We start from the raw sequence: 26,425 nt of genomic DNA on the forward strand, positions 1-26,425 counted from the left end.
GATAATTGGGTCAACGAAGTTTGGACCACTGGTGATACTCATCGAGGTCCAAGCTTTCGGTGAGAAACGAAACGTGGCCATCACCCCATAAGAAATTTGCGCCGCCGGGATGCCGACTCGAAAAGTCACACTCGTCGGCGAGCGGTTGATTGATGCCTTCTAACGCCGAACCCACGATCCGAGCCGCTGCGTCTTCGCCTTCAAGGTGGACGCCGAACCAAGTCGAGGGAACCTGCGCCATTTTTCGTTCTCCCACGATGAACGTATGAGAAAGTCCGCGTTGGAAGTCGCGAAAACGCACAAGGCGATTCTCCAGGAACGCTCCATCACCGATTGGGGCTGGGACACTGTCATCAGATTCGAGCGTTCCAAAGACACCGACATAATTTGCTGTCGGCAATCGCATCAGTTCGATGGGCTCAGTTCCCAATTCGTAAACGTGAACAGGATGTTCGTCTTCCTCATCTTCGTCTTCGTCATCTTCGTCTTCTTCGGATTCCTCATGCAAAGCGAACATGGGGTCGATGATGTCGGACGGGCAAAGCAAGACTTCCAGCGTCGTCGTCCGAGCGTGGTCATGAATGGGATGTTGAACGGGCAGCTTGCAATCGATCTGATCAAACAGCCCAGGTTGTCCTAAATACGGAAGCAGTTCTACGGCCCAGCCAAACGCCGTTTCGCCACTTGGGTCAAACTTCCAACCCGCCGGCAGACTTTTCTTTGCATCGTGGTGGTTGTGCAGCGCCAAACCTACCTCGCGTAGATGATCAACGCATTGAATGCGGCGAGTCGCTTCGCGGGCTGAATTGACGGCCGGTAAAAGCAAGCCGACCAATAGACCGACCACGGAAATGGAAACCAAAAGTTCCAAAACTGTGAACGCACGGCGGCTTTCAAAAGCAAGGCGACGTGCGCTGCGGGAGCGGGATAACTCAGATTGAAGAGGCATCAGAAAGTCCTTTTTCGTTTGATGCTTCTTAAGTTACTGATTCTTTAGTAATTAGGCAATGCCAGGAATGTCAGGCAGATTGCTATGCCACTAGTGCAAGCAAATCAGCCGAAAGGAAGCCGCAATTAGAAAAGCAACGCCGCGGCGTCGGTGGAATCGTCGTCGTCGGAAATTCCGATCGCTCGATCCACCGCCAATGGGTTCAAAGGCGTGTTCGATAGGGCTTCGTTTTCTGACTGGGACCATCCCTCGGACTCACCATCAGAGCTTTCGCGAGCGAGTTCGTTAATGATCATCAACGCATCGAGCGCTGTGACCTTGCCGTCGGCATTGGGGTCAAACGGTGGCGGTGCAGTGAACTCATCAGGCTCCGCAACTACTGCCAAGCGGTTGATGATCCGCAGTGCGTCTGAAGCAGAGATGATTCCGTCACGATTGCTGTCGAGAAGTGTTGCGCGTGAAGCGGTTTCGGCAGTCGATCCGATCGGCAATTCAAAGTAGGACCCGTCGATGGTGAACTCACCAGAGTTAGGGCTAGGACCAAAGCGATTGGCGAAGAACACAAGATCGCCACCGACGTAGCCTTGCGAAATGCCTCGGAACGTACTGACCGCATTCGTCATCGGTGCGACGGTGTCCAAATCGAAGTCAACGCTCGCGAGCAGGCGGTCACCGGCATCTGGTGTAAAGACATTCCATTGTTGATTGTCGTTCCATTGCCAAGTTCCGTTCTGATAGCGAACCGCGACAACGTGGTCGGCCGTTCCGGCGAAGATATTGGCTTCGCCAAACCGATCTCGCAACGACCGAGTGCTATACATCAAGTATCCTCTTCCCGTTGCGTCGTCCTGCACCGCGATGAGCGATTGATTGGCCCCCATAGCCACAGATTGCGTTGGCGTTGAAAGAACGGGGGCGCTAAATTCAGTGCCACCGACGGTGAATTCGCCGTTGTTGAAAGCGTCTGCAAAGCGATCCGCGGCAAAGGTCAGGTCGCCACTAGTGAAACCTAGTTGGATGCCACGCACGAAGCCCGTTTGTCCTTGTAAGCTTTCGATCGTGTCGGCGCTGAAATCCAGTTTGGCGATCAACCGATCTGAGTTCTGTGGGATGAACGAAACCCACGTTTGATTGTCGCTGTAGACCCAATGGCCATCTTGATACTGGACTGCGATTAACCGCTCGCTGTTATTGGCGTGCCCTGGGCTGTCTGCGAAACGATCAGCGATCGGTTGGTCGGAATACAACACGTATCCCGTTCCCGATGCATCATCGTGAACTCCGATACCTGAGTTAACATCGCCTAGATCAAAACTCGTCGGGGCGATGACTACGTCGACTTCGATATAGGTTCCCGTGATCGTGAATTCATTGGCGTTGGTTTGCCCATTGAAGACGTTGGCCGCAAAGGTAAGGTCGCTGACGGCGTAGCCTTGTGCAATTCCACCAACACTTCCTTCCGCATCACGAAGGGAAGTGATGGTATCGGCATCCATGTCAACGGAAGCGATCAGTCGGTCGCTTGGGCGAGGATCGAAGTCGACCCACTTTTGATTGTCGTTGTATTGCCACACCGAATCATTCAGTCGAACAACAATCATACGGTCGCTGTTAAAGCGGAATGGTGGATCGTCTGCGAAACGGGTGTGAACACTTTCGTGGCTCAACAACACATACCCGGTTCCGCTGGCACTTTCCTGAACTGCAATTCCGCGATTGATGGTGCCGATTGGAATGCGAACCGTTGGAGGCAGGCTTTGCAGAGAGAAGAACTCAGTCCCCTGAACGCTAAATTCGCCCACGTTAGGACGGTCGTCCCAGCGGTTGGCTTGGAAGGTCAAGTCACCCGAAAGGTAACCGCGTTGAATGCCATCGGTCACACCACTGAAACCTTGAAGCGATTCGATAGCGTCGTTGGTGAAGTCGACCGAAGCGATCAAACGATCGGATGATCGCGGAGTGAAATTGATCCACGTGCGATTGTTATTGAGTTGCCAACTGCCGGCGAAGAATCGAACTGCCACCATGTGGTCGCTGTTTTGATACGGAATGGATGCATCGGCGAATCGCGAGTGGACGCTTTCGGCACTGTGCATGATGAAGCCATCACCGGTCGCTTCGTCTGCAACCGCAATGCCTTTATCAAGGTTGCCAATCTCAGATCGCTGCAGCAAATCCGTTCCCATGTCGACGGAAGCCAATTGCAACGAGACCGCGAGCTTGGTTGCCGATGTGTCTGTATCGCTAACACCGCCCTCACGAACACCCGTTACAACACGGTCGCCTAGCAACCGTGTTCGCTCACCACGCTCGCTGCCGATTTGACGAAACACCAGGTCGGCGGGCTGAGATTCATCGACGGCGAACACAGCATTGATGCTTGAGTCCACGCCGTAGATCAATTCCACATTGGCGATGCTTCCGGTAGCGACACCGGACACCGTAAAGCTGATCCGATCATACGGAAACAGAATGTCTTGAGTGCTTTGCGCCGGTTCGGTGACCGTTACCTCATTCAACAAAGTACCAATCGGTGACACCACGGTTACGGGACCTCCGTCGGTCATGACTGAGATCACATTGCCTTGTTGCCAATCGGCAATGCCATCGCCGTTGCCATCAACGCCGGCGGGACTGTTTTGTTCGTCCAAGTTGTTGACCCCATCCCCATCGATGTCGTTGTTGACCCCGGTGGGCACCGTTTCAATCGCCGAAGGAGTCGAAAGATCGACTAATTGAACTTCAGGCGAAGTGGCGACGAATCCGTTCGGCACGCTCACCACGACTCGGTAAAGTCCGATGGCAAGATTTTCAAACGAGTAGCGTCCGTCGAGGTCGGCGCGCGTCGTGTAGTCGATGGTTCCGTTGTTACCGAGGTCCAACGAAACGTTGGCCGCTCTTCCGCGTTCGCCTAGTTCCTGGATTCCCGATCCATTGTCGTCTTGGAATACCGTTCCCGAAATCGACCCGGTGTCCACCACGTCAACTTGGACGCGTGCAGTGGCGGTAACGCCGGCTAAGTCGGTTGCCGAGACTGTGAACTCGTACTCACCAAAGCCTTGGCTCAACGTTGGTGTCCATTGGATCAATCCGCTATCGCTAATCGTTAGCCCGGCGGGGGCATTTTGAACATTCCAAACGAAAACTTCATCGTCGTCGTTGTCCGTCACCTGGACTTGCAGCGACCAAGCAAAGGTCTCGGTGATCACCGTTGGCGGAATAGGGGCTAGCCGCGGTGCGTCATTCACGCCGGTCACTGTAATGGTTTGCGAACGAGTGACCGTGACACCGTCCGTATCGGTCACCGATACCGTTGCCACGTATTCGCCGGGACCACTGAAGCGGTGGATGACCGTTTCGCCCAACTGCGGTACATCACCGTCGCCAAAATCCCATACGATCACAGGGTCGGTATCGTCGTCGACCACACTCACAGACGCCGTAAACAGTTCGTCTTCGAGAACTTCACTTGGCACGGTAAGCGAGAGCATCGGTGCGGCGTTGCGAACGACAACGTCAAGCGTTTGAGTATGTTCCTCGCCATCGTCGTCGACCACGATGTAGGTCACCTTGTAGGTCCCCTCGGCGTAGTTGTGCGAAGAATCAAAGGTTGCACGCACCCCTGATGCAATCGGTGTAAAACTGACGCGGTCATTAAAGGACTCGACGGGCGAACCGTCGCCCCAGTCCACCGAGAACTGCCATTCGTAGCGGTTTGCTGATCGTGAGGGATCAATCAGACCAAACTCGAGATTACCTTCGCGCTCGATAGCTTGGAACGGTTCATCGAGATCGATAGATAGAGACGGTATGGTCTCGGTGACGTTGAGCGTGAACTCGCTCTCACTCGCGGTGCCATTATCATCGACCAAAATGACGATCTGATAAGTTCCTGCATCCGAATAGACATGATCGAATGCGAAAGTGGGGCCCACGTGGCTTGCAAAATCATCGACCCGACCGTCGCCATAGTGAATCGACAGCTTGTATGTATCGTCCAGACCGCCATCATCAATAATGGTCAGCGTTTCACTGAATCGACCTTCCGGCGAGGTGATGTCAGCGATATCACTGGCGACACCGACGACTTCTCCGAATGAGAAATACGCATTCTCGATGTAGGTGTTTCCGTTGACGGAGTATTCAAGCAGAACCGTATAGACACGCGAGTCCGTTGGCTTGAATTGGAAGTTTTGTGCGTTCTCACCGACCACGTCCGAGACTGGCCCGCCGCCGACTGTCCACTTGTAGGAACCGCCCGGTATCGTCGAACTGGCGACCAACGAAACTAAGTCTCCCTCGTTGTCGCCGGCGGTGCCCGAGATGATGACTCCACGCGTGACGCTGAAATTCTGGTCGGATTCAAACGCCGGTCGACTGAACTCGAGTTGTATATCGGGGGACGACTTTTGGAATTTCTGACCTAGGTCGACCGAAAGCGTAACTGCACCTGCATCGCCTAGGATCCAATAGCGTCCGTCGCGACCCGTCAGCGTTGAAACCTTTCCATTTTCCGACGTTGCATTGACCGTGGCACCTTCCACGGGTTGGTCACTTTCGTCAGCAACGACACCTGAGATGAGTGGCAAGCCAATCGCGACGGGAATCGTGATCGTGCTGCTAAGACCCGCTGCATCAGTAGCTTTGACTTCTACGTACACCACGTTCGCAACTTCGGACGTTGCCGAAATTTTCAGGTCGCTACCTTGCAAACGCAATGCAACCGCTGGGTCACTCGATGTCGCAGAGAACGTGATCGTTGTATTCTCGGCGTCATCAACGTACTGATTCAAATCTTCAATTGCGGTGGTGTCCCCGACGTCGATCGAGATGCCATCCGGAAGGCCCGACCAAACCGGAGACTCATTGTCGTCGACGTGGAGCACGCCATTTCGAGATAACATTTCACCGAGAACGACCGCGCGGTCTTCATTGCTAAGGACCGTGCCTCGCAAATCAAGGTGAACCAGCGAATCGGCAGGTGATCCGCTTACCGGGCGTAGTAAGATCGCATCGGCAACGGTGGTTCCGCTTCCGCTACCATGCCCGACTGAAATTTCAACCGTATCGCTGTCGGCGGTGAAGGTTCCGATCCGATCGAGCGAGGCTTCGCCAAGTGGACGCTGACTGCTGGCGATGCGTTGGTCGGCCGTTCCAATCGTCACGCCATCGCTGGTATAGGTTGCCGTCGGATTGTGAGAGGTGTCGGCGTGCCACGACGCATAGACTTCGTAAGTGGTACCGCGTACGAGCTTTTCAAAGCTCCATCGCGCTTCGCCGTCATCGGATGGCGCAAGCGCCAAGTACGAACCACCAAGCGCCGTGTTCGATGAGTGAACATTCCAAGCCGGATCTGAGGTTGCCGATGAAGCATCCACGCCAATGCTGCCCAGCAATTGCTGCAACGCGACCGCAGGAGCCGAACTGGGATAGAACAGATTGCCGGACACATCTAGGACGCGCAACTGAGTCAGATTCGACAACGGCGACAAATCTTCTACTTGGTTGCCCGCCACGCTCAGGAACACAAGTTGGTCCAGCACCGACAGCGGATTCACATTGGTGATGGCAAGGTCACGTTGGCGAGAAAGATTCAATGCGCGAAGTGACGTCAGTGAATTCAAGTTGCCAAGTGCAACAAGGCGATTGCCTTCCAGATTCAGGTATCGCAGGTTTGACAATCCGCGAGCGCCCGCCGCAGCCGGACGTAAGACGGCGAGGTCGTTGGACGCAAGATTGTTGTTGCCTAGGTCGAGTGACTCTAACCCGACCAAGTGCTCGACACCGACAATGTCATCGAGGCCAAGAAGCGAAAGGTCTAACTCAGTAATCCCCGCAAGGTCGGTCGCCGTGACGGGGCGAGAGAATTTCATCGAGCCATCGACAAGCGTTTGGATTGTTACCCCGAGTTGATCGGCGATGCGTTCGGCGATCTCTGGATTGCCAATGTTGATCTCACCAATTCCCAAGTCATTGACGTCGACGCCAATGACAGCGATCGGATCTCGCAATTGACGTTCGCTACGAGTTTCCGCGTAAGGTGACGAAGTCAAATCGCCACGTGTGACGTCACTCGATGTCGCATCCACAAATTCAAACAGCTCGCCAATCAAAACGTCGTCGCCGCTATCGCCAACGATGCGATCATTCCCCGGACCACCGGCCACGATGTCGTCCCCGTCACCGCCTCGCAACACATCGTTGGACTCCGTTGCGTGAGCGCTACCCAACCCAGGCGGATCAATTTCCAGCGAATAGTCCGCGGGCGAGTCAATTGACCTGCCCGGAGCCCTCGAAACACCAACGTAGTACTCACCAGCCGGTAGGTTGCGTAAGTCGTAGGAACTGAAGTCGCTTGCGATCAAGCGCCCTTCCGAATCAAGCAGTTGGCCGATCATGCCGCCCGACTTTTCGAAGTACAGACCCGTGTTGTTTCCGTCAAACGGATCAATGATCGTCGCCTCGCCTGAGCTCATCGACATGGTTGCAACGATTGAACGATATCCTTGGTCGAATAGTGATCGCAGTTGTTCGACGTAGGGCGTCAGGTCGATGTCCACCAATGCCGTTGTTGATGGGAAGGTGGCAGTCATCGCGAACACGACTGCTTCATCGCGTTCATCGCCGGTGATTTCCATGTCATTGCGACCACCGGAGAACCGTAGCGTAATCACGCCACCTTCGCTGCCACTTCCACCACCGGTTTGCGCGAGCATTTGGGTACCCGCGGCCGTTAAATCAGAAACCCATAATTCGTTGCCGAGTATGTTGTCACTGCGATAGCCTTCGAAGATCTTGAGATCGCCGGATTGGACAAAGTTCGTGAAGTCGCCCACATAGTTGTCGTCGATCTCGGTCGCAAGATTCGTCAAACTGCCGGAGTCAAGATCCATCAGGTCGACGAAGTGCTTGAACCCTTGCCCCGGTCCGTCGTGAGTTTGATAGCCCACGACAAGTTGGTTATCCCATTTCCCAAAACCATTGACATGGACGGAACTGTCGGCGGACAACGTCGCTGACGAAACTTCTTCGCCGTCGGTATTGGTCACTGTGATCAAGACCTGTTCGCTGCTGAGCCGAACGATCGAAACAAGCTTCTTGTTGATTTCTAAGCTATCAATCCGGCCAAGTCCCGTGAACGCAGTCGACGAGAGTTGGCGAGTGAATTTTGTCCCGCTGTCGGTTCCATCGCTGAGGTAAAGTTCACTTCCAATGTTGAAAAACAGCGTTCCGTTGACATCCACCAAATTTTCAATTTTGGAGGCGTCAATGGTCGTCGAAAGGACATAGGTGTTTCCGCTCGCGTCACTGATCCATAATCGCCTACCACTGCCATCATCAGCGGCAAAGACGATGCCGTTGCCAGCGAAAGGAGTGAAGGACGTGAAGGATGTGCCGAGAGCATCGAATGTTTTCAGTAGCACTGTGCCTGCATCGGTTCCGTCGCTCTTCCAAAGTTGTTCGTTCACTTGGAAGTAGAATCCGTCTTCCACGACCGCGAACGATGTGTCGTAAAGCGAAGCATCACTTTGCAGATCGCCTACCTGGACGAAAGTACCGCTGCCGTCATTCTCGACCTGTATCTTGTAAAGTTGAGGTTTGTCGTACCCCCTGATCACGTACAGTTCGTCCTCAAATGATCCGTAGATCAGCACCAGTTCTTCACCGTCGTCATCGGTGACTTCGAACGTTTTGGTTCCATCCGTCATGAACAACCGGCGGTCAAAGCTTTCACCATCACCGGGGTAGTTCACCATAAAGAAAACGGTATCGCCAGCGGAGGTGACTTCATCGATGTAGTACGATTCAGGCCCGTCGAGCGTTTCGTAAACGAGTCGCGTTCCACTCGCCGTTCCATCGGTCACGTAAAGTTCGCGACCGGTAGCTTCGGTGCCGCCCGCGAAGTAGACCAGGTCACTCGCTCCGTTCTTTCCCGGAATCGGGGTTAAGTGTTCGGGACGCGTGAGTGCTTCGCTCGTTTCCGCTGACGATGTCGCTGATCCCTGCAATCGCAACGATGCGCCAGCGATAACGGACGAGTCATCGTAGGCCTGCAATAACGATTCAACGTCAAATTCAAGCACCCCATCGGTGCCATCTTCATTGACGTCGAACGTCGGTGTGTCGTTATAGACGCTATTGCCAGGCCCAAACTGTCCCGCGACGTCTCGTACCCGTGTTTCGGTCGTAGACAGAGCTGGCGGTGAAATTCGAATGCGATCACCGATCTGGCCATCACCCACCAAACGAAAACGGTACCAGTCAGTGTCGACTTGTTTCGCGAGTACCGAATCAACGTTCACATCACCTTGGCTATCGCGAACGACGTCACCGATGCCGCGGACGGAATCGTTACTAAGATCAACGACTAGCGATTCGTCGGGCGTGCCAATGATTCGATGGGAACCAGCAATCACGTAAACCGCACCCCCGTCGATCGCGCCGCCATCGGTATCAAAGCCGCTTGCACCAATCAGCAGATCGTCGATGCGATCGCCTGTCACGTCGATCGCGCTGGTAGGCATGCGTCCAAAGTGGCTGCCGCCAGTTGGTCCAGAAATGGCAACATAATCAACTCTGGGGTCGCCAAATGAACTTGTCACAACACGTCGTGCTGGTCCACTCGCAATATCGAACAATACCCAAGCTGTTGCATCGGTACTGTTGTCGGCTCCCCACGCGACATCGACTTGGCCATCACCATCGAAGTCGCCCGTGGACACTGATGGATTCAAGAACACGTTGTCGGTCGAGCGGAAGCCGGACACGGAAACGGAACCACGAAGGTCCACTAGCGAGCCGGATTGGGCGAGAAGATCGTCGCTAAGCACTACGCGTAACTGAGCCTCATTGAGGTCGCCTGAGACTGCATCGGATAGGAAGATCAAGTCATCGGATCCATTCCCGTCCACATCCGCGACGGCCACCGGAAGGTCCACGTTCAGTGCTCCGCTATGTCCAAGAGATGGGTCGCTGGAATCTCGTAAGCCGTAATCGAATTCGGCGTACTGAGCAATCGCTCCGTAGCGAGACGTACCCAGTGCGACGGAAAACGCATTGCTACCTCCGGCGATGCGGTAGGTGCGAGAAACGACCTCGTCGTCTGAACCCGGGTCGAACGTCCAACCTCGCGGCAACGTTACGATCACGTCATCGGTTCCATCACCATCAATATCACCGAACGTCGTGTGTGCTGTGTCGTCCGTCCTTACTTCCGTCACGACGCGACCATACTGAGCGGTGGAAACCGTCGCGGAACTTTCCATAACACCGAGTACCGAGATCAAGTTGTTCGCAACGATGTTGGGTACCGTCGTGAAGTTGTACGCTAAGTCCTCGCCATCCTGCACAACGCCGTACCCCTTCGTATTAAGCGTTTGGATCAAACGAATGTTTGGATTGCGTCCGAACACTGCAAGATCGGGGAACTCATCTCCGTTATGGTTGATCCAGGCGATGTCGAGATCTTCATTGCCTACGGTCCCAATGTACGTTATCGGGGTACCGGCGGCGGGAATCTCACGATCAACGTCAATGATTTGCAGTTCGCCACCGACTGAAATTACGCGAACCGGCGAATCGTCAGCCAAGTAGGCACCGCTGAGAGCCTCAATCGTGATGAGTCCTTTAAAGATCGGTTGAGACTTGTTGACTGATTCGCGAGCAAACGTCAAGTCGTCGTGTCCATCACCATCCAAGTCCACGGGACCCGCAATCGCCGAATAGTTTTCCGATGGATAGTGAATGATAAAGTCAGCGGCATCACGCACGGTGTCGATCGATGCTGACGCGTCGATGTCACCAAAGAACAAATAGCCGGTCGTTTGGCTTTGCAACAATACATCGTTACGACCATCCGCATTGACATCACCCACGTTGATTACCGAAGCGATCGCTTCGTCACGGTTCACACCGTCAAGTCGTCGAGCAAAATCCAGGTCATTGCTAGAGAAAAGGTCGAACTGAGTTTGCGAATCGAAGGCGAGTGAACTTCGATCAGCCGTGGGAAATGCGAACGGCGATGGCGATTGAGTTGGCCCCATTTGAACGGGAGCTTCGAAGGATTTATTACTGGTGATCGAATACTCACCCAAAGCGAACGGAGCTCCATCATTGGTTTGGCCATCAGTGAACCCAAAGTACACGAATGAAAATTGACTGAGGCTTTCCACGGTGATCCGTTGACCGTCTCGAGGTTGCAGCATCAATCTCTCTCTCGCAACATCGTAAAACGCGAATACCGCATCGCTTAAACCGACGGCGTTGATTCCTTGATTGACCGCTGTCTCGAGTTCTTCACCGGACATGCCGCCTGACATCGTGACATCGATCAATTCGGGATTCTCGCCGGTCACTTCGAGTCGAAATTGTCCCGTCACCGTATTGCCGATGCCTATACCATCGGTGCGAGGCGATTCATCGGCAACCAAAGTCGAAGCGGTCGGGTTGTCGACGAACACCAACGTGCCGGTGGGCACGGCGTTTGATTCGGCAATTTCGTACTTGCCGGTGGAAGAGTTGAAGCGAGCGGGAAAGACTTCGATGTCTTTGGTTAGAATGTTCTCTCGCAACCGTCCGTAGTCCCCGTTGACGAAATCAATGGATAACGCTGAGTTGTTGGGTGGCGATGGCAAGTAGAACCAATCGGCCGAATCCCCATCATGCAGCGTCAAGCCACCGACCATGCGAGTCGAAAGGTCAAGCACGGTCGCATTGCCCAATACATCGTTGGTGCGTTCGGATCGGCCGACGATTTCGTAGTCATCAAACAGCGGTGTGATGGCGGTCGGTAGATCGCCGATCAGGATGTCGTCACCACTTTCCCCGTCAATTTCGTCGCTGCCGCCACCACCAACGATTTGGTCGATGCCAGCGCCGCCAAACATGATGTCGTCATACGGACTGCCAAAGAGCAAATCGTTTCCGTCGCCTCCGCGGATGATGAAGTTCACCGCGCCGCCGCCGACTTGGCGATCTCCTGGTGATATGCCATACGTTTCGGATTCGTCGGTCGTGCCGTCCGGACGATCGAACTGATATCCGCTCACGCGAATGGGTTCCCCGTCGATGATGCTGATCGATGATGCTTCCAGGTGCAATTCATCATTGCCGGCTCGTAGATCAAACTCAGTTGCCTCGACGCTGCTGGCTCGATAGCTGGCCGTGTGGACGACGAAGTTGTTCCCATCGACTAGGAACTCTTGGTTGGCGGTATCCCAAACCTTCGCCGCCAATTCATAGGCGTTAAGCAGTGGTTGATAACGCAACGTGACGTGATCGGGCACCGGTCTGCCACGATCATCAAGATCGCCACCAAGGAAAAGAATTCGATCGAAGCCTGCGTTGCCTTCAATTTCGTCAGCAAGCGTGACGTCAAACGTCGTTCCGCTTGGAATGATCTGGAAAACGTCATCGCCGTCTTCACCGATCAGGATGTCAGACGCGTCCCCATCGACGCCTCCCGTGATGATGTCGTTGCCGCTTCCGCCGATGACCCAATCTTCGCTTGGACCGCCACGTAGAATATCGTCTCCGGGGCCTCCTACGATCACGTCGCGTCGCAAGAACGTATCGCTTTGGACGCCCAGTGCGACGCGATTGAGTCCGAGCAGATCTTCGCTGGCAAAGTCGAGTCCTAAGTTGTAGGTCGTGGGACTTTGCGTCAGGCTGCGCACCCGCATGTAAACTCTCGTTCCAGCCCGAAACTCTTTTTCGCCCAACCGCATCGCTGTTCGAGACGTGCGATCGGTATCAAGGCTCGCGGGATCGGGCTGCAGGTCGCCTTCGGCAATCATGTCGAGCGTACCCGCAGCGTTGAGCTGGTAAAACTCAAACTCGATCCTGTCATCATCGGACAACGAATCGACAACGAACTGGGCCTCGGGATGGAACGTCAGGTCATCCACCGTGAACGTGAACCAGTCGACATCGTCGGGACTGTCGAGCGTCAGTTTTTCGTAGTAGACCGAGTTTGAAATCAATCCGAGTTCAAACGCAGAGGAGAAATCATCAGCATCGCCGATGACTTCATTGCGAGGATCCGCGTCGGCGATGTCGACCAGAATCGCGGTGCCCGACGCATACTCGACTCGGTCATCACCTGCACCTGCCGATACCCACACTGTTTTTTGCACGGTGGGACCGACGAATACTTGATCGTCTCCATCGCCCGCACTAACGATGATCGCTAAGAAGTCGCCTTCCGGAGGCAACAGGTCACCGCTGAGTTCCAGCGATGTGGCGGCGAGTCGCCGCGCATCGTCGTCAACCGCTGTTGTGAGTTCTTCGACACGTTGAACCAAGTCCGACGGATCCCAAACAAGGCTGCCGTCCGCGTTCGTGGCGGCAAAATCCAAACGCACTTGAGCATCAAAAGAGAAGAACCCGTTGTTTTCCGTTAGCCGTGTGATCAGGTGGTGACCGCCAAGCAATCCGGGTTCGGTGACATAGTCAACGGTGATGACGTCGTCTCGGCCACTGCCGCCGTAATACCAAACCGAGTCGTTGCTTCGGGCATACTCCAGCCACTCGTCACCTTCGGGAACGCCAAAGTTCTCAAGCGGCATGCCGTCTGGATCGTGCAGCACATCGACACCTCCGCCGCCGTACATGAAATCGAGACCCGTGCCAGCAAACAAGAAATCGTTTCGGTCGCGGCCGAGCATTCGATTCAGACCGGTGTCCTCGCGAGTGCCATCTAGATTGAAAATCCCGTAATCGGGGCCAATCACACCGGGATCGCTACTCCATGCATACAGGTAATTCACGCCTTGCCCGCCAAGCAGATCATCGTTGCCGGTTCCCGCATACAAACGATCGGTGTCTCCGGCCACTCCTTCGCCGCTGTCGCCCCAAAGACGATCGTCGCCACCGAGTCCATAGACGAAATCACTTCCACGGCCACCATCAAGTCGATCACGGCCAGCGGATCCAATCAGCGTGTCGTTTCCTGATCCGCCTTGGAATACTCCCACCCAATCGCGACTTCGTTGAGCCAAGTCGCTGGTATCGAAGGACACATCAAAGCCAATTTCATCGTGCCCACTCAATCCATTGATTTGATATTGTTCGATTAACGTATTGCCCAAACCATCTTTGATTGTGACAGGCAATTGTCGCCCGTTGTAGTTGATGATCGCTTGCCCAAATCCATCACCAGCAATTGTGATGACGTCGTTGCCATCGGTTCCATTGATCAACAAGATGTCCGTTGCGAAGTCATCGGTTACACCTTCATTGGGCGAATTGTCGTAGTGCCCGTCAAGAACATCGCCGCCGAACGCGTAAGACGGATCTACGTCCAAGCGAATGAAGTCAATGCCGCCGCCACCGTAAATCGTGTCTTCGCCCGCGTGACCTTCAAGTTCATCGACATTACCGCCGCCGTAGATCAAGTCGTCACCACCACCACCCTGCACGATATCATCGCCAAAGCCGCCAATCAGAAGATCGCCACCACCGGTAGTCTTGAAGTCTTCATTTTCGAGGAAGTCGGGGCCTGATAGTTCGTCTCCCAGGACTCGGTCATCACCACCACCGCCGATCAAGGTGTCTCGACGCAAGTTGCCGAGCAGTTCGTCACGTCCCTGGCCGCCGTCAATGTACTCACCACGCAGAACAGATTCGCGAGCGTTATCGGTTGAGTGAGCGTAAGCCCAGATCACGTCGTTGCCCGTACCACCAAATGATCGCTGGCCAAATACTTCATGTTGTCCATCAATCGCAATACCGCTGCCGCCAACAATGAAATCGTCGCCGCCATCACCATACGAGAAGTCGATGTGTCGGCCGGCTTGGATATCGTCGTCGCCATCACCACCGCGAATCACATCGATCCCCGTCGTTCCGATCAACGTATCGTTACCTCGGCCGCCGTCGATGTAGCCATCGCCGCTGCCGCCTTGGATACGATCGCTACCCCCACCGCCGAACAGAAAGTCCCGATCGGCGCCGCCGGTGATAAAGTCGTCGCCGTCTTCGAGTGATCCTTCGAGCGGTCCGTTGGCAACCACCGCCGGCACGATCGCGGGGAACACGATTGACGATGCAGAGGCGTCGTACTCATTGGGCGTGACTAGTTCGGCGAGCAATGTGGTGCGATCATAAATCAGCAGGCCGCCCCAAATCACGTCGATGCCGGCATCGCCGCTGATCGTATCACTGCCGATACCGCCAACCAATTCATCATCGCCATCACCGCCTCGAATCAAATCGCTGCCGCTACCACCGTCGACAAAGTCATTGCCGTCCCCAGCGATGACCACGTCGCTGCCGGCACCAACGAAAGCGGTGTCATTTCCCGAGCCCAAGAAGACATTGTCGTTGCCACCGCCCGATGTGACTTGGTCGTCACCCGCCCCGACGTTGATTTCGTTACCGCCGTCGCCAGCGTCGACGATATCTTGACCGCTGCCGGTCCGGATGATGTCGCCTCCGCCACCAAGTGTGCGAACATAGTTATCACCATCGCCAGCGTCGATGTAGTTTGATCCAGAACCCAATACGTCGATGATGTCATCGCCATCATCCGTCAATATGCGGTTATCGCCACCTTGGTCGGTCACTTGACCGCCGCTATTTGGCGAAACCGATCTCGTCAGATTCAACGTGCCTCGCAGGTCGATTAGATCATCGCCGTCTCCGGAGTCAACAATGTCAAAGCCCGCACCGGTGTAAATGCGATTGTTGCCCCCGCCGGCGTCGACGACGTCGTCGCCATCGCCGGTGTGAATCAGGTCATCAAAGTCGCCGGTAGTGACACGGTCATTCGATTCGTAGGTGTAAACACGAGTGATCCCGCTAACATCAACGACGATATCCACACCTGCCGTTCCGTAGATCACGTCGTTACCTTCGCCACCATCGAAGGTATGCGATTCGGTATCGGGTTCTGATTGCAGGAGCTCAAAGTCGGGCGTATCGCGACTTGTTACCGCACCGACGAGCAGATCATCGCCGCCTTCGCCGAATAGATCATCGCCGCCGACGCCGCCGAATAGTTCATCGTTGCCGCCTCCGCCACGCAGCACGTCGTCGCCTTGGCCCCCTTGCAGGAAATCCTTCCCATCGCCACTGCCGTCTTCTTCGTCACCATGAGCGATGTCGTTACCTTTGTCTCCCGACAGGACATCGTCGTCTGCTCCACCGACTAGGAAATCGTTGCCGTCACCACCACCGATGTAATCATCGCCACCTTCGCCGAATAGACGGTCGTCGCCGGGTCCGCCTTGCAATTGATCATGTTCTTCGCCCCCATAGATGACATCGTTACCTTCGCCGCCGTCGATCAAGTCTTCGTCAGTGGTAATCACTGTCACTGGTCCGACACCAGGAATCTGGACGATCTCGGAACCAATGACATCGGTTCCGTTTCCAAAGAGCAAGTCGTTGCCGCTGCCGCCAAAGATCACATCGTTACCGCCGCCACCGTAGGCAACCAACCGAGCCATACCGCCTGTGATCTCGTCATCGCCGGTACCACCATAGACCGTGACGGGTAATTCATAAGCTTCGTCGACATAGATCGCATCATTGCCTTTGCCGGTGTCCACAAAAACGCTTGTGACGTTGTTGAACTTCTGATCGGTTCCATACGCCGTGATGATGGTTTGGCCAGTGTCCTCGTCCTGGCTGATGAAGATCACGTCTTCACCGTCGGTTAGATCTCCCTCTTCGCGCAGTGCTGCGTTGGGGCCAGCGTGAATGACCAGACGTCCGTCGGCTTCCACATGCCCCAGCACGGGATTGGCAGGCTCAGGTCTTGGGAAGTCAAAGTTGACCAGCACCTTAGGGCCAAGCGTGGTCTCGACTCGAATGCCGAATGCTTTGGCGTAGGCCGTTACAAAAATGTCCAGTTGTCCCGAGGGATCAAAGATCCACAAAGGACCTAGTCCCGGCGCGTTACCCAGTTGAAGGTTTTCAATTACTTCCGAGAAGCGAACCTTGCCGTCTTGGTTGGGATCGTTCAGGTCGAGGTTCAATTGAGCGCCAACGCCAATCTCCACACCTGCCTTCGCGACTTGCAAGTCGAGTTGACCCCCAGCGGTCACGGCGAATCGGAACGTCAACTCGGGGACATCGGAAACCTTGGCTCCACCGGAATACACTGCACGATCGTCGAAGAAAAATCCGTTCAGCAAATCGGCGGCCCGATTGGTTTCGGCGTACTGCCGAATCCCAGAGGTGTCGTAGCCAAACGCAAAGTCAATCGCCGTACTGAATTGTCCTCCGATAGCCAGACTGAAAACGGGGAAGACCGGAATCGAAACGCTGAAGTCGAACGAGGCTTCCAGTCGAGGTGCTTGGAATTTCAGCAAGTCGACATCGTTGCCAAACAGCAAGCCAATCGCCGAGGTCGGATCCTGAAGCAGCGGGATACTGAACTTACCCGGCGTCGTCATCAATTCGCCACCTGATGTGTATTGAGGTGCTTCTTGCGGAATATTTCGCAAGTAGTCACGCATCTCTGCGACATCTTCACCGACGGTGTCTAAAAAATCATCGAAGTTCGTTTGACCACCCATTGGCACTGGAACCAGCGCACCGAATTCATCGAGCGTCGTGTCAAAATTTCCAAGCGGCAAAATGATTGTCTCGGCGTTGGTCGGGATGTCGATCAACGTGACAATGTTCTGGACCGCTTCGACGAACTGCCCTACTGATTCACCGCCCTGACCGAAAACTCCGATCAAGTCCGTGAATGTAGTTGGACCAATCAAATCGCTAATGCCGGGAATTGGCGTCGTGAGCTTATCGAGCACCGGACGAATTGGGTCCAAGAAGTCGTTGACCGGACCGAGCACCGGAGCAAGGACATTGCTCACGAACGAACCAAGATCGAGTCCAACGTTCGTTAGCGTCACACCGGGCGTCGTGAGAGAATCAAAAACACTTGCCAGTGATCCGGTTGCGGGATCAAAATTCAAATGTAGGTCGGCAACCAACGACGGAATGCCATCGATCGAAGTATTGATCCCGGTGTGAATGCGCGTATGCAGGCTGCCCACAAACTCGCTGGTCACGGACACACTGTTGAGTGCCGTTCCGAGGCTGGACAAGGTGTAACGGCCAGCGGGAAAATCGAGTCCGAATCCACCGCGAATAGCGTTGATGGCTTCCGTGTTAGGATCGTCGGAGTCGATTCGAGCCGCTTGTCTTTGCGCAAGCGTCAGTTCAGCCGCGTCAATGGTCGCGATTTGAACTTGCAACGGACCTAGGTTCGCTTCGCCAACGAGGTCATCGACGCCGGCATAGAAATCAACTGCAATCTCGGTACCGGTGCCGAACTCTAAGAAGGGGCCTTGGGTTCGATTAAAGCCCACGACCAAATCCAACCCGTAGCCGGCGCTGATCATCGCATCGCCATCGAGTTCCAAGCCAAGAACGCTTCCACCAACATCCAAGTCAATCGGCGTCGACAAGCTCAAGCCGTCGCGGCCGATATTGATCGCGTAGGCAATCTCGTCGTCGGAGTCGATGGTGATGCCAACGTCGGCCAAAGTGATCGCGCCGTCGTTGTTAAGGTCACGCAATACTCCCAAGCCATTTCCGTTTTCCCCAGGACCGAGGGTATTGAACAGAATGCTTTGCCCTACCGTTGAAACGGCCTCTTCGAAGGTCGCACCACGAAGTTCATCCGCCAGCGGCGCGACGAAGGATTCAACGAAACTGACCGCATCGGCGAGACCTTCGCCAATAAGCGGCATCGGAATCCCAAGGACTTCGTCGCCCAGGTAATCATCAATCAAACCAAACAGGCCCTGCAAACCCTCCGCCAAAGCGATCAATCCGTCGCCCAAGGAAACGTTCGATACCGCACCTTGGACATCTGGCACCGCGATCACATTTGGCCGGGTTCCGGAATAATCCCCGATCGTGGTTCCGGGTGGTGAAAGCACCAAGAAATCGAACTCGGACAAGTCGTTCCAGCGAACTTGCAGCGGCTCGGTTTGACCTAGAAACGTAAGTGGCAAGTCCACACCGAGACTGGCGTTCGCAGGATTAAAGTCAAACTCAAAGTCGCTAGCCGTCAGTTCCGTTAAGCTCTTACGACCACCCTGCCACGTGCCTCGCGACTTGACGCCGATGGTTGCCGGTGTGTTGTCTTCAGTACTGCCATCGAAATTCAAACCGTCCTGATCGAGGACAATTCGCCCAGGACCCACTTCGACACCAATCGAAAGCACCGACGTTGTGAATGCAATGTCATCGGCTGCGATGCGAGTGCCTGCCGTCAATCCGCTGGTGTCAAAGACTACGACGGCGTCATCGAAGGTGCCCAAGGCAATGTCATCAAGGTCCAAGCCTAAGTGAGCGCTTAATGTTGCGTCAGCGAACACGCTAACATTGCCGCTGGTCGAAAAGTCAACTAAGCCTTCAAGCTGGGACAAGTTCAGGTCTGCCAAGTCCAGATTGAACGAGGCCATGGTGTTGTTGGTGATGTTGAGGTCCAAGTCTGCTCGCAGAATGTGTTCGTCTAAATCGTACGTCAGCGAGAACTGCTCGGGCAGCAAACCGAGCAACGATTCGATCTCAACTTCCAAAGTATTAAGCGAAGCATTCGGATCGGTCGTGATCCGATCGACAAGGTCAGCAACATAGTCCACCGTATCGAGGACTTCGCCCAGCGATGTGTTGACCAGTGGCAGTTGACGGTCGAGCAAACCTTCGCCACTGATCCGTTCGACCAAGTCCACCACTTTGCGGATCAGGTTCGTGATATCTTCAACCGACAACTGGCCAAACTGAATTAAGTTTTCAAAGTTAGCCGTGGTGAACGATAGGTTCTCTGGTTGCAGTCGCAGTGCGGGCTGCGAAGTAATGATGTTTTCCCAAACAAAATCAATTCGCGGAATCTCGTTTGGATTGGTTGGAATATCGTTCAGGCCCGCCAAGTCCACGACCAACTCTGTTCCGAACTGCAAGTCGGCGTCGATGTCGACGTCCAGGTACTCATGCGGATTGGTGATCGAGCGAGCCAAGTCCTTTAGCGTGAGATAGTCCTGGCCGGCTGGCGGACGAATGGTCACGTCGATCGTTGCGGATCCGTTTGCGTTCCCGTTTTGCAGTCCCGCCGATACCAATTCACCGATCCGAGCTTCGGCGTTCAAGTTCGTCGCACTGAACCCGATTCCGGCGTGAAAGACCGGTGGCTCGGTCAGCTTGATTCGAGTTCGGTCGGTCACATCCTTTTCCGCCAGGCTAAGCGTTGGTCCGACAATCTTCCCGCCGCCGCTTTGATCTATTCCCGCCAACCCGAGCGTCACACCGATCAATCCGGTGGTGGCGTCGCTCGGATCCGCAGTAACACTAAACGTTGCGTCACCGGTAGCTTGGGTCAAATCCGTCATCACGAACTGCAACCGCGTTTCACCAATCACGTTCTCGCTAGTGCGCAACGACGTCAGCAAAATAACCTCGCCCTCATCGTTTCGAACTGTGAACAATGACGCCAGTTCGGATAGCGACATCGAGGGCGCAATCTTCGCTCTCAATTCGCCACTCGTTCCGTCCCGAAGCGTGTAGTTGACGCCGTAGTTGACGGCCGTGGGCAGTAGTGCAGACAAACCTTTCGACTGCAGATACTCGCCCACCGTGGTCGACGGATCGAGGTTGCCAGCCAACGGGCTCACTAGCAGCGGCGCGCTCTTCACTTCGGCGTTACGGTCCAAATCGATCAGCGAATCAAACCAAGCATTCATCAACGGTTGACGTAGGTTGGCGTAGATCGTGAACGGTTCTTGGCGATAACCCACCGGAGTTAAGTCTGACATGATGAACCGGCCATTCTCGAACCGGGTCTGCAAATGCTCTTCGATGCCATCGCCTCGGAACTGCATCTCGTCAAGCACGTCTTGAATGGTCGACGTCGCGGTGAACTGCGGAAGATTAATCGTCGTTGCAACACCGTTCCCGAAAAAGATAAAGACCTCATCGGAAAGCACCGACTCGTCGTTCTGCAATAACGGCGAATTCTCACCGACGATCGCGCCGAGCGTCGTGCCGCTCTGCCAATGCGTGGTCGATAGCGACGGAGAAAGCAGATGGTTAGGATTATCGAAATCGTGCAAGAATTGGCCGTCGAAATTGATGAAGTTCATCGCGCGGAAAAAGATTCCGCCTTCCGCATCAGCAAGCTCGAACTCATCGTCGCCCGTAGGAACGGTGAGGTCTTCAAGTAAGAGTTGGTCACCCACTAGCGACGCACGCAGCACTAAGTTTCCGTCGTCGTCGGTTAGCGAGAGTCGATCTAAAAGTTCACCCCAAGTGATCTCGTCCGTGATTTCGCCTGTGGATATCGGAAGTTCGTCTCCGTTTCGCAATTTCACAGTCGCGTTGCTGGTCATGTCCTCGCGGACCAGCAATTGACGACGCATCGTGTTCATCACTAGCGAATCGGTGTTAATGGGAGGCAGACCTTTTTCCGGCAGCGGCGACACCAGCGGACTACCAACCAACTTAGCCTCACCCCCAACGCCGCTCGAATAGACGGAACCGATTGGAACGAGGCTACCCAGCCAAGCCGGTCCAACTAAACCGAGATGTTCGATTTCCATGACGCCGGTCTCGTTGCCTAAATAGGTGACAACAATGCGTTCATCGACGACTTCGGCTCGAGTAAGCTGAACTCCATCGCGGCGAATAGTAAGTTGTTCCAGTAGATTGCCCAACGAATGCCAACGAGGCGCGCTAACGTATGCTCCGCCGCCAATATCATCACCGGGAAGTCGGATGATGAGGTTGCTTGATGCCTCTTCCAAAAACGGACTGTTGTCGCCTAAAAATTCCGATAATGGAGCGTCTGCACCAAATAGCAGCGGGCTTCGTGTGACTAGTCCGGCTTCGATGACATTGGGGTCACTCTCGACACTTCCCAGCCCGAGCGCAAAGAGTGGGCCGTCAAACGTGGATGCGCTTAGCGTACCGGTTCCACCTGAGTAATCGTGGAATGTGAAACCACTGCCGTTGAACTTCAACTCGGCCAGTGGATCGCCGTTCGCTTTGAAGAAGCGATTTTGGCGTACCACGTCGGCGATCGTCGAGAAGTCAGGAAAGCCAGAAAGCAGATCCAAGACCTGACCGTTCCGCAACGTTACTTGTGCTTGCTGTTCCAAGTTCGAATCCGCGCCCTCGCGACGCAGTAAATCACCCACGTTAGTCCATGTGGGAGTTTCCTGGGCGAGATCAACGTAGATGCTTGGCCGTTCCAACGGTTCGAGTTGTTGGCCTTCGAGTCCCGAGAGTGATCGTCCGATGATCCGCTGGTCCTGATCCGTATCTACCTGCCCAACTACACCATTGATTGGGTCACCGAACAAGATGCTGTAGATTCCGATGTTGGGACTGACGTCGGAAATGCTCATGGTGGCGACGGAGGGCAGCGGAACGTCACCGTTGGTCAAGCTTTGATCGACCAACACGAGTCGATCACTGCGGTCATCGATATCGGCCGCTAGCACAATTTGGTTCTGATCAACATCATCGTTGACGAACAGCGTCCCGATGATTTCACCGATGGTCGTATCCGCATTCAGGATGCCCGACGACACGGTTACCACGTCACCGCTGGCCAGTTGGACCGATGCAATGGATTCTTGCCCAAGCAACGATTCGTAGGCGGTGCCGGAAAGCAATCGGCCAAGCGTTGTTGTGCGATCAACGGGGGCTTGTTCGTCGTAAGGCAGGTCACGGAATATCTGATCCGCTACCAATTCATGGGCCGACCCAGTCGTCGATGCGGTTCCAATGGGCACTAAGCCCCCGATCTCGCGAAGCAAGCCGAGCCCAGAGTCTTTCCACGAGATCGAAAATGGATTGTCGTCGACGGCAGTTGAGAGATCGCGAAACACCAATGTGCCTCGCCGTTGCTCAATCGCTAAGTTGTCAACGGCGGCGGCGATGTCATGGAGGTCGCCGATGGTGGCGCCTTCAAGAGAACCCAAGTTGATTTCCTGTTGAGTGCCATCGCGGAAACGAAAGACCAGCGTTTCTAGGGGCGCCGATGTGTCAACACTGCCGTCGACAAAGTTACTAAGCGGAACGTCGTTGTCGCCAAGGCTGTATCCATACGACAGTGGTTGGCTACGTAGTTGTCCATCAAAGTCGCGATCGGTATCCAACAAGCTTGAAAAAAGCGGCTGACGTTCGGTTTGGTACAGCGTGGTTTCACTTGGTGACTGAAGCTGGTAACCGAGATCCTGCAGAATGCCAAGGGTCAAAGGCGTGAACGATGACGGTTGTCGGTTTGAAGCGTCCAGTTCCGGCAACAATGTTTCACCGGTTCCCGCGTAAGCATTGGCGTCGACATGGATAAGCGAAGCAGATGCATCAAAGCCAGCGGGGTTGTGAATTGAAATGCGGTCTTCGGATAGTGGATTTGCGGCACGAGCATAGGCTCCCGAAAACTCGATCGCGTCGCCTTGTGAAATCAAGCTTTGGCGTTGAGCATCGTTCAGGTCGTTTAGAGACTCGTCCGAACCACTGGGTTGAAGCAACCAATCGTAAGCAAATGGTCGATCAGGAAATCGCAAATTACCTTGCGCCTCGATTCCCGAAATCACACCGAGTCCATGAAGAACCTCATGCAGCAGCACGCTGAAGTATCGATCGCCGCTTACGGTCTCGCTACCATCAATGCTGTAGTCATAATCGGATAACGAAACATCGGTGTTCAAATACACTTCAATGTCCGCAAGGGTGCGTGTTCGGTCGATCAGGTCCAATTGTTTGGCAAGGACCGGCGGGTAAACCGTTTGCGAAACATTCGCGTCGACCGGGTAGTGGTCTTCGGGTCGGGCCGCCGCAAGAAGATCTGCATTGGCGGTGAGTTCGGGAACAGCGGAGCCAGGATTTGGGTTGCCGGTTTCGCCTATGAACTTGAAATGCTGAAGTGAAATCCGCCATGTCTCACCCGGGTACGAGGCCGCGAAAGTGGACTCGAGATAAGACTCAAGGCGTTCCAAGAACCATTGACGCACATCACCCACGGTTTGTTGGTTTGCTGGTATCTCGGGGCTGCGTAATTCCGGTGGAAAGATCGCGGTATCAAAAAAGCCGTAAGCTCCGCTGTCGAATAGCGTGATCTCGACGTCAACCGAACCGAAGTCTTGCGTCGGTGCCGACGTGTAGTCGCGGATCACAAAACGATTGCCTTCGTCAAAGCCGACGATGTCTGATCCATCGACTTCGTTGGCGGCAAAGCCGTAGGGAACCAATTCAAGTTCCATCACCAATTCGCCATCGCGTACCACTCGTCCTCGCTGAAGCCAGTCGCCCAACGTGGTGTGGGATTCGATGATTCCCATGTTGGCCGAAACGACGGATCCATCTTTGAGTTGAACTTGCAAGACCTGCTCGGTGCCAGCAAGGTGCGCTAGCCCTAAGCGTTCGAGCAGATCGATCACGGGCGTCCACAAGCGAGCGTTTTCCCCTGAGTTTTGCGCAAGGTCGCTCAATTCGATCGTATCTTTGGTGACATCAACGACCTCGCTAGCCTTGGCATTGTTGGAAAGGTCGATCTGCAACTGCAATCCGAAAGAAAGGTCTCGCGTTACTTCAAGTCGATTGTCATCAAGCGAATCGCCGGGCGTAGCCTGAATGGACCCGATCGGCGAATCACTGGCTCCGGCAATCAATGACAGGTTCGCCTGACTAACGATAGGGTCGGCAGCGCGAAAAAAGTCAAGCGACAAAGTCAGTAGTTGCGATTGTGGGTCATACGAAAACGCATCGCCTTGATTCGAATCGCTGACACCCGGAATAAGATCGATCATCTCTTGGATCGAATTGAAAGCCGGCAAGCCGTTGCCGTCCTTTAAGAACTGCAGCACCCCGCCGCTAAAGCCTTCCGCTAGTCCGAAAGCTTGGCCGAGCGTTAGATCCTCACTCAGCGGTAAAGGAAAGTTTAGCAAATCACCTTCTTGCCATGCCCCGAAAACACTGCCGAGCTGGTCGAGCGACGACAGGATGCTCGATGAATCGATCGTGTGAAAACCCAACAGCGATTCAGCGGTGTAATCAGCGTCGTTGGGAATTTCTAGGTTGACCTCAGGAAAGACCAGATCCAGCGGATTGGAATCCATCAACACAAAAGTCGGCAGCAAGCCGTCGGTTTCAAAACCAGCTAGGTCGAAGTCGAAGGGCAACCGAACATTCAATCCATCGCCGATGATCTCGAAATCTACGTCGTCAAGCAGCGATCCAAGAGACAGCTCTTGCAGCGATTCCAAGGACACCGTTCCTCCGAGCAAGCTGCTGGTTTGAATTCGAAGTCCCAGATCCAAATCGAATGAGCCACCTGTTACACCACCGGAAAGGAAACCCACGTTTGCAGCGAAGTCGATCGGAATACTTGCGGCTCGAGAAAGGTTGAGCTGCAGGTCGGGAATCGCGATCGAAAAGTTATCGGCCTCATCTCGAATGACATCGAAGTCGAAGTTTTCGAGCGACAGGTCAAATGGCAAGTCGAGCGATAGGGCGTCGCCCGGAATGGTGGAAAGCAAACTATCACCGGCTGAGGTGATTGGGTCCAACAGGGCAGCAAGCGAACTTTCAAATTGCCTTTGCGGATCAAAGTTCAACTTCACGCCAATTTGGCCATTGGCCAGATTGGTTGCTGGACTCAAAAAATCAAACTGGGCGATCAACTGAGCCGCCGACGCGGTGGGGTTGGAATCTAAGTAGTCTTCAAGCGGTTCGACCACTTCATTTTCGAATCGATCAGCGAGCTGAAACAACGATTGGATCGACTCCGTGTCGATGACGGTCGCACCGGCAATCGAATCGGGAATCAACGATCCAAGATAGGGTATCTCAGCGGCAAACGCTGGTGCGCTGTTCACCGCACTGATCACGCGTGAAATTTCGGCGACCGCATCGCGCAAGCCGTTGGCGAAGGAGGCCGCTGCATCGGTCGCGGCGGCGCCGAAACGCTCCGCTTGATCAACAACGTCTTCACCTTCGGCAAGAGTTTGGATGGTCAAGCCAGACGCTTGACTTTGCACCGAAACGTCTGCCTGCAGCATTGTGATGTCGCCGGCGAGCATTTGACGCGGCTCGAGCAATTCGGCAAACGCTCTACGTCGCAACCCAGACGCGGACTTCGCAAAGCAAGTGCGGTCGTTCTCTTGTTTGATGCGGGATAGATAGCGGTGGCTACGAGACCGAAGAGGAATGGTCGTCATGGCAGGACCTGTTGCGTGCGAACTCGAAATCGAGCTGCAATGACAACGAAAGCAAGACTCGAGAACGCAGATGGGGCGGCATAGTGAGCGGGTAAATTCTGCGTCTCCTTCGGTCGAGGGAGAGCACTGTCCCTACCTTAAGTCATCACACCGCTCCCCTCAACGAAACTCTCGGTGGATAAAGGGTTTATCGCTGATTGAATGCGACCATTGGAAACGCACTGCGCTGAAAATGGGGTACGCATGGGCATGTGCATGCATGTGCAGTACAGACGCATGCGTTCAGAGAGCAGAT

General features: G+C 54.5%; 2 protein-coding genes. Both read right to left on the minus strand.

From position 1 onward, the window contains the following. Window positions 1-10: 10 nt before the first annotated feature. Window positions 11-949: a DUF1559 domain-containing protein gene (locus Pla22_RS14090; protein ID WP_146515493.1), complete on the minus strand. Its 939-nt coding sequence runs from the start codon at window positions 947-949 to the stop codon at window positions 11-13. A 125-nt stretch (window positions 950-1,074) separates the two neighbouring features. Then, the gene (locus Pla22_RS14095) at window positions 1,075-26,130 is read right to left on the minus strand and encodes a PKD domain-containing protein (protein ID WP_146515494.1); all 25,056 of its coding nucleotides are present in this window, start codon (window positions 26,128-26,130) and stop codon (window positions 1,075-1,077) included. Between the last annotated feature and the right edge of the window lie 295 nt (window positions 26,131-26,425).

It is taken from the genome of Rubripirellula amarantea (assembly GCF_007859865.1).
GTDB classification, from domain to species: domain Bacteria; phylum Planctomycetota; class Planctomycetia; order Pirellulales; family Pirellulaceae; genus Rubripirellula; species Rubripirellula amarantea.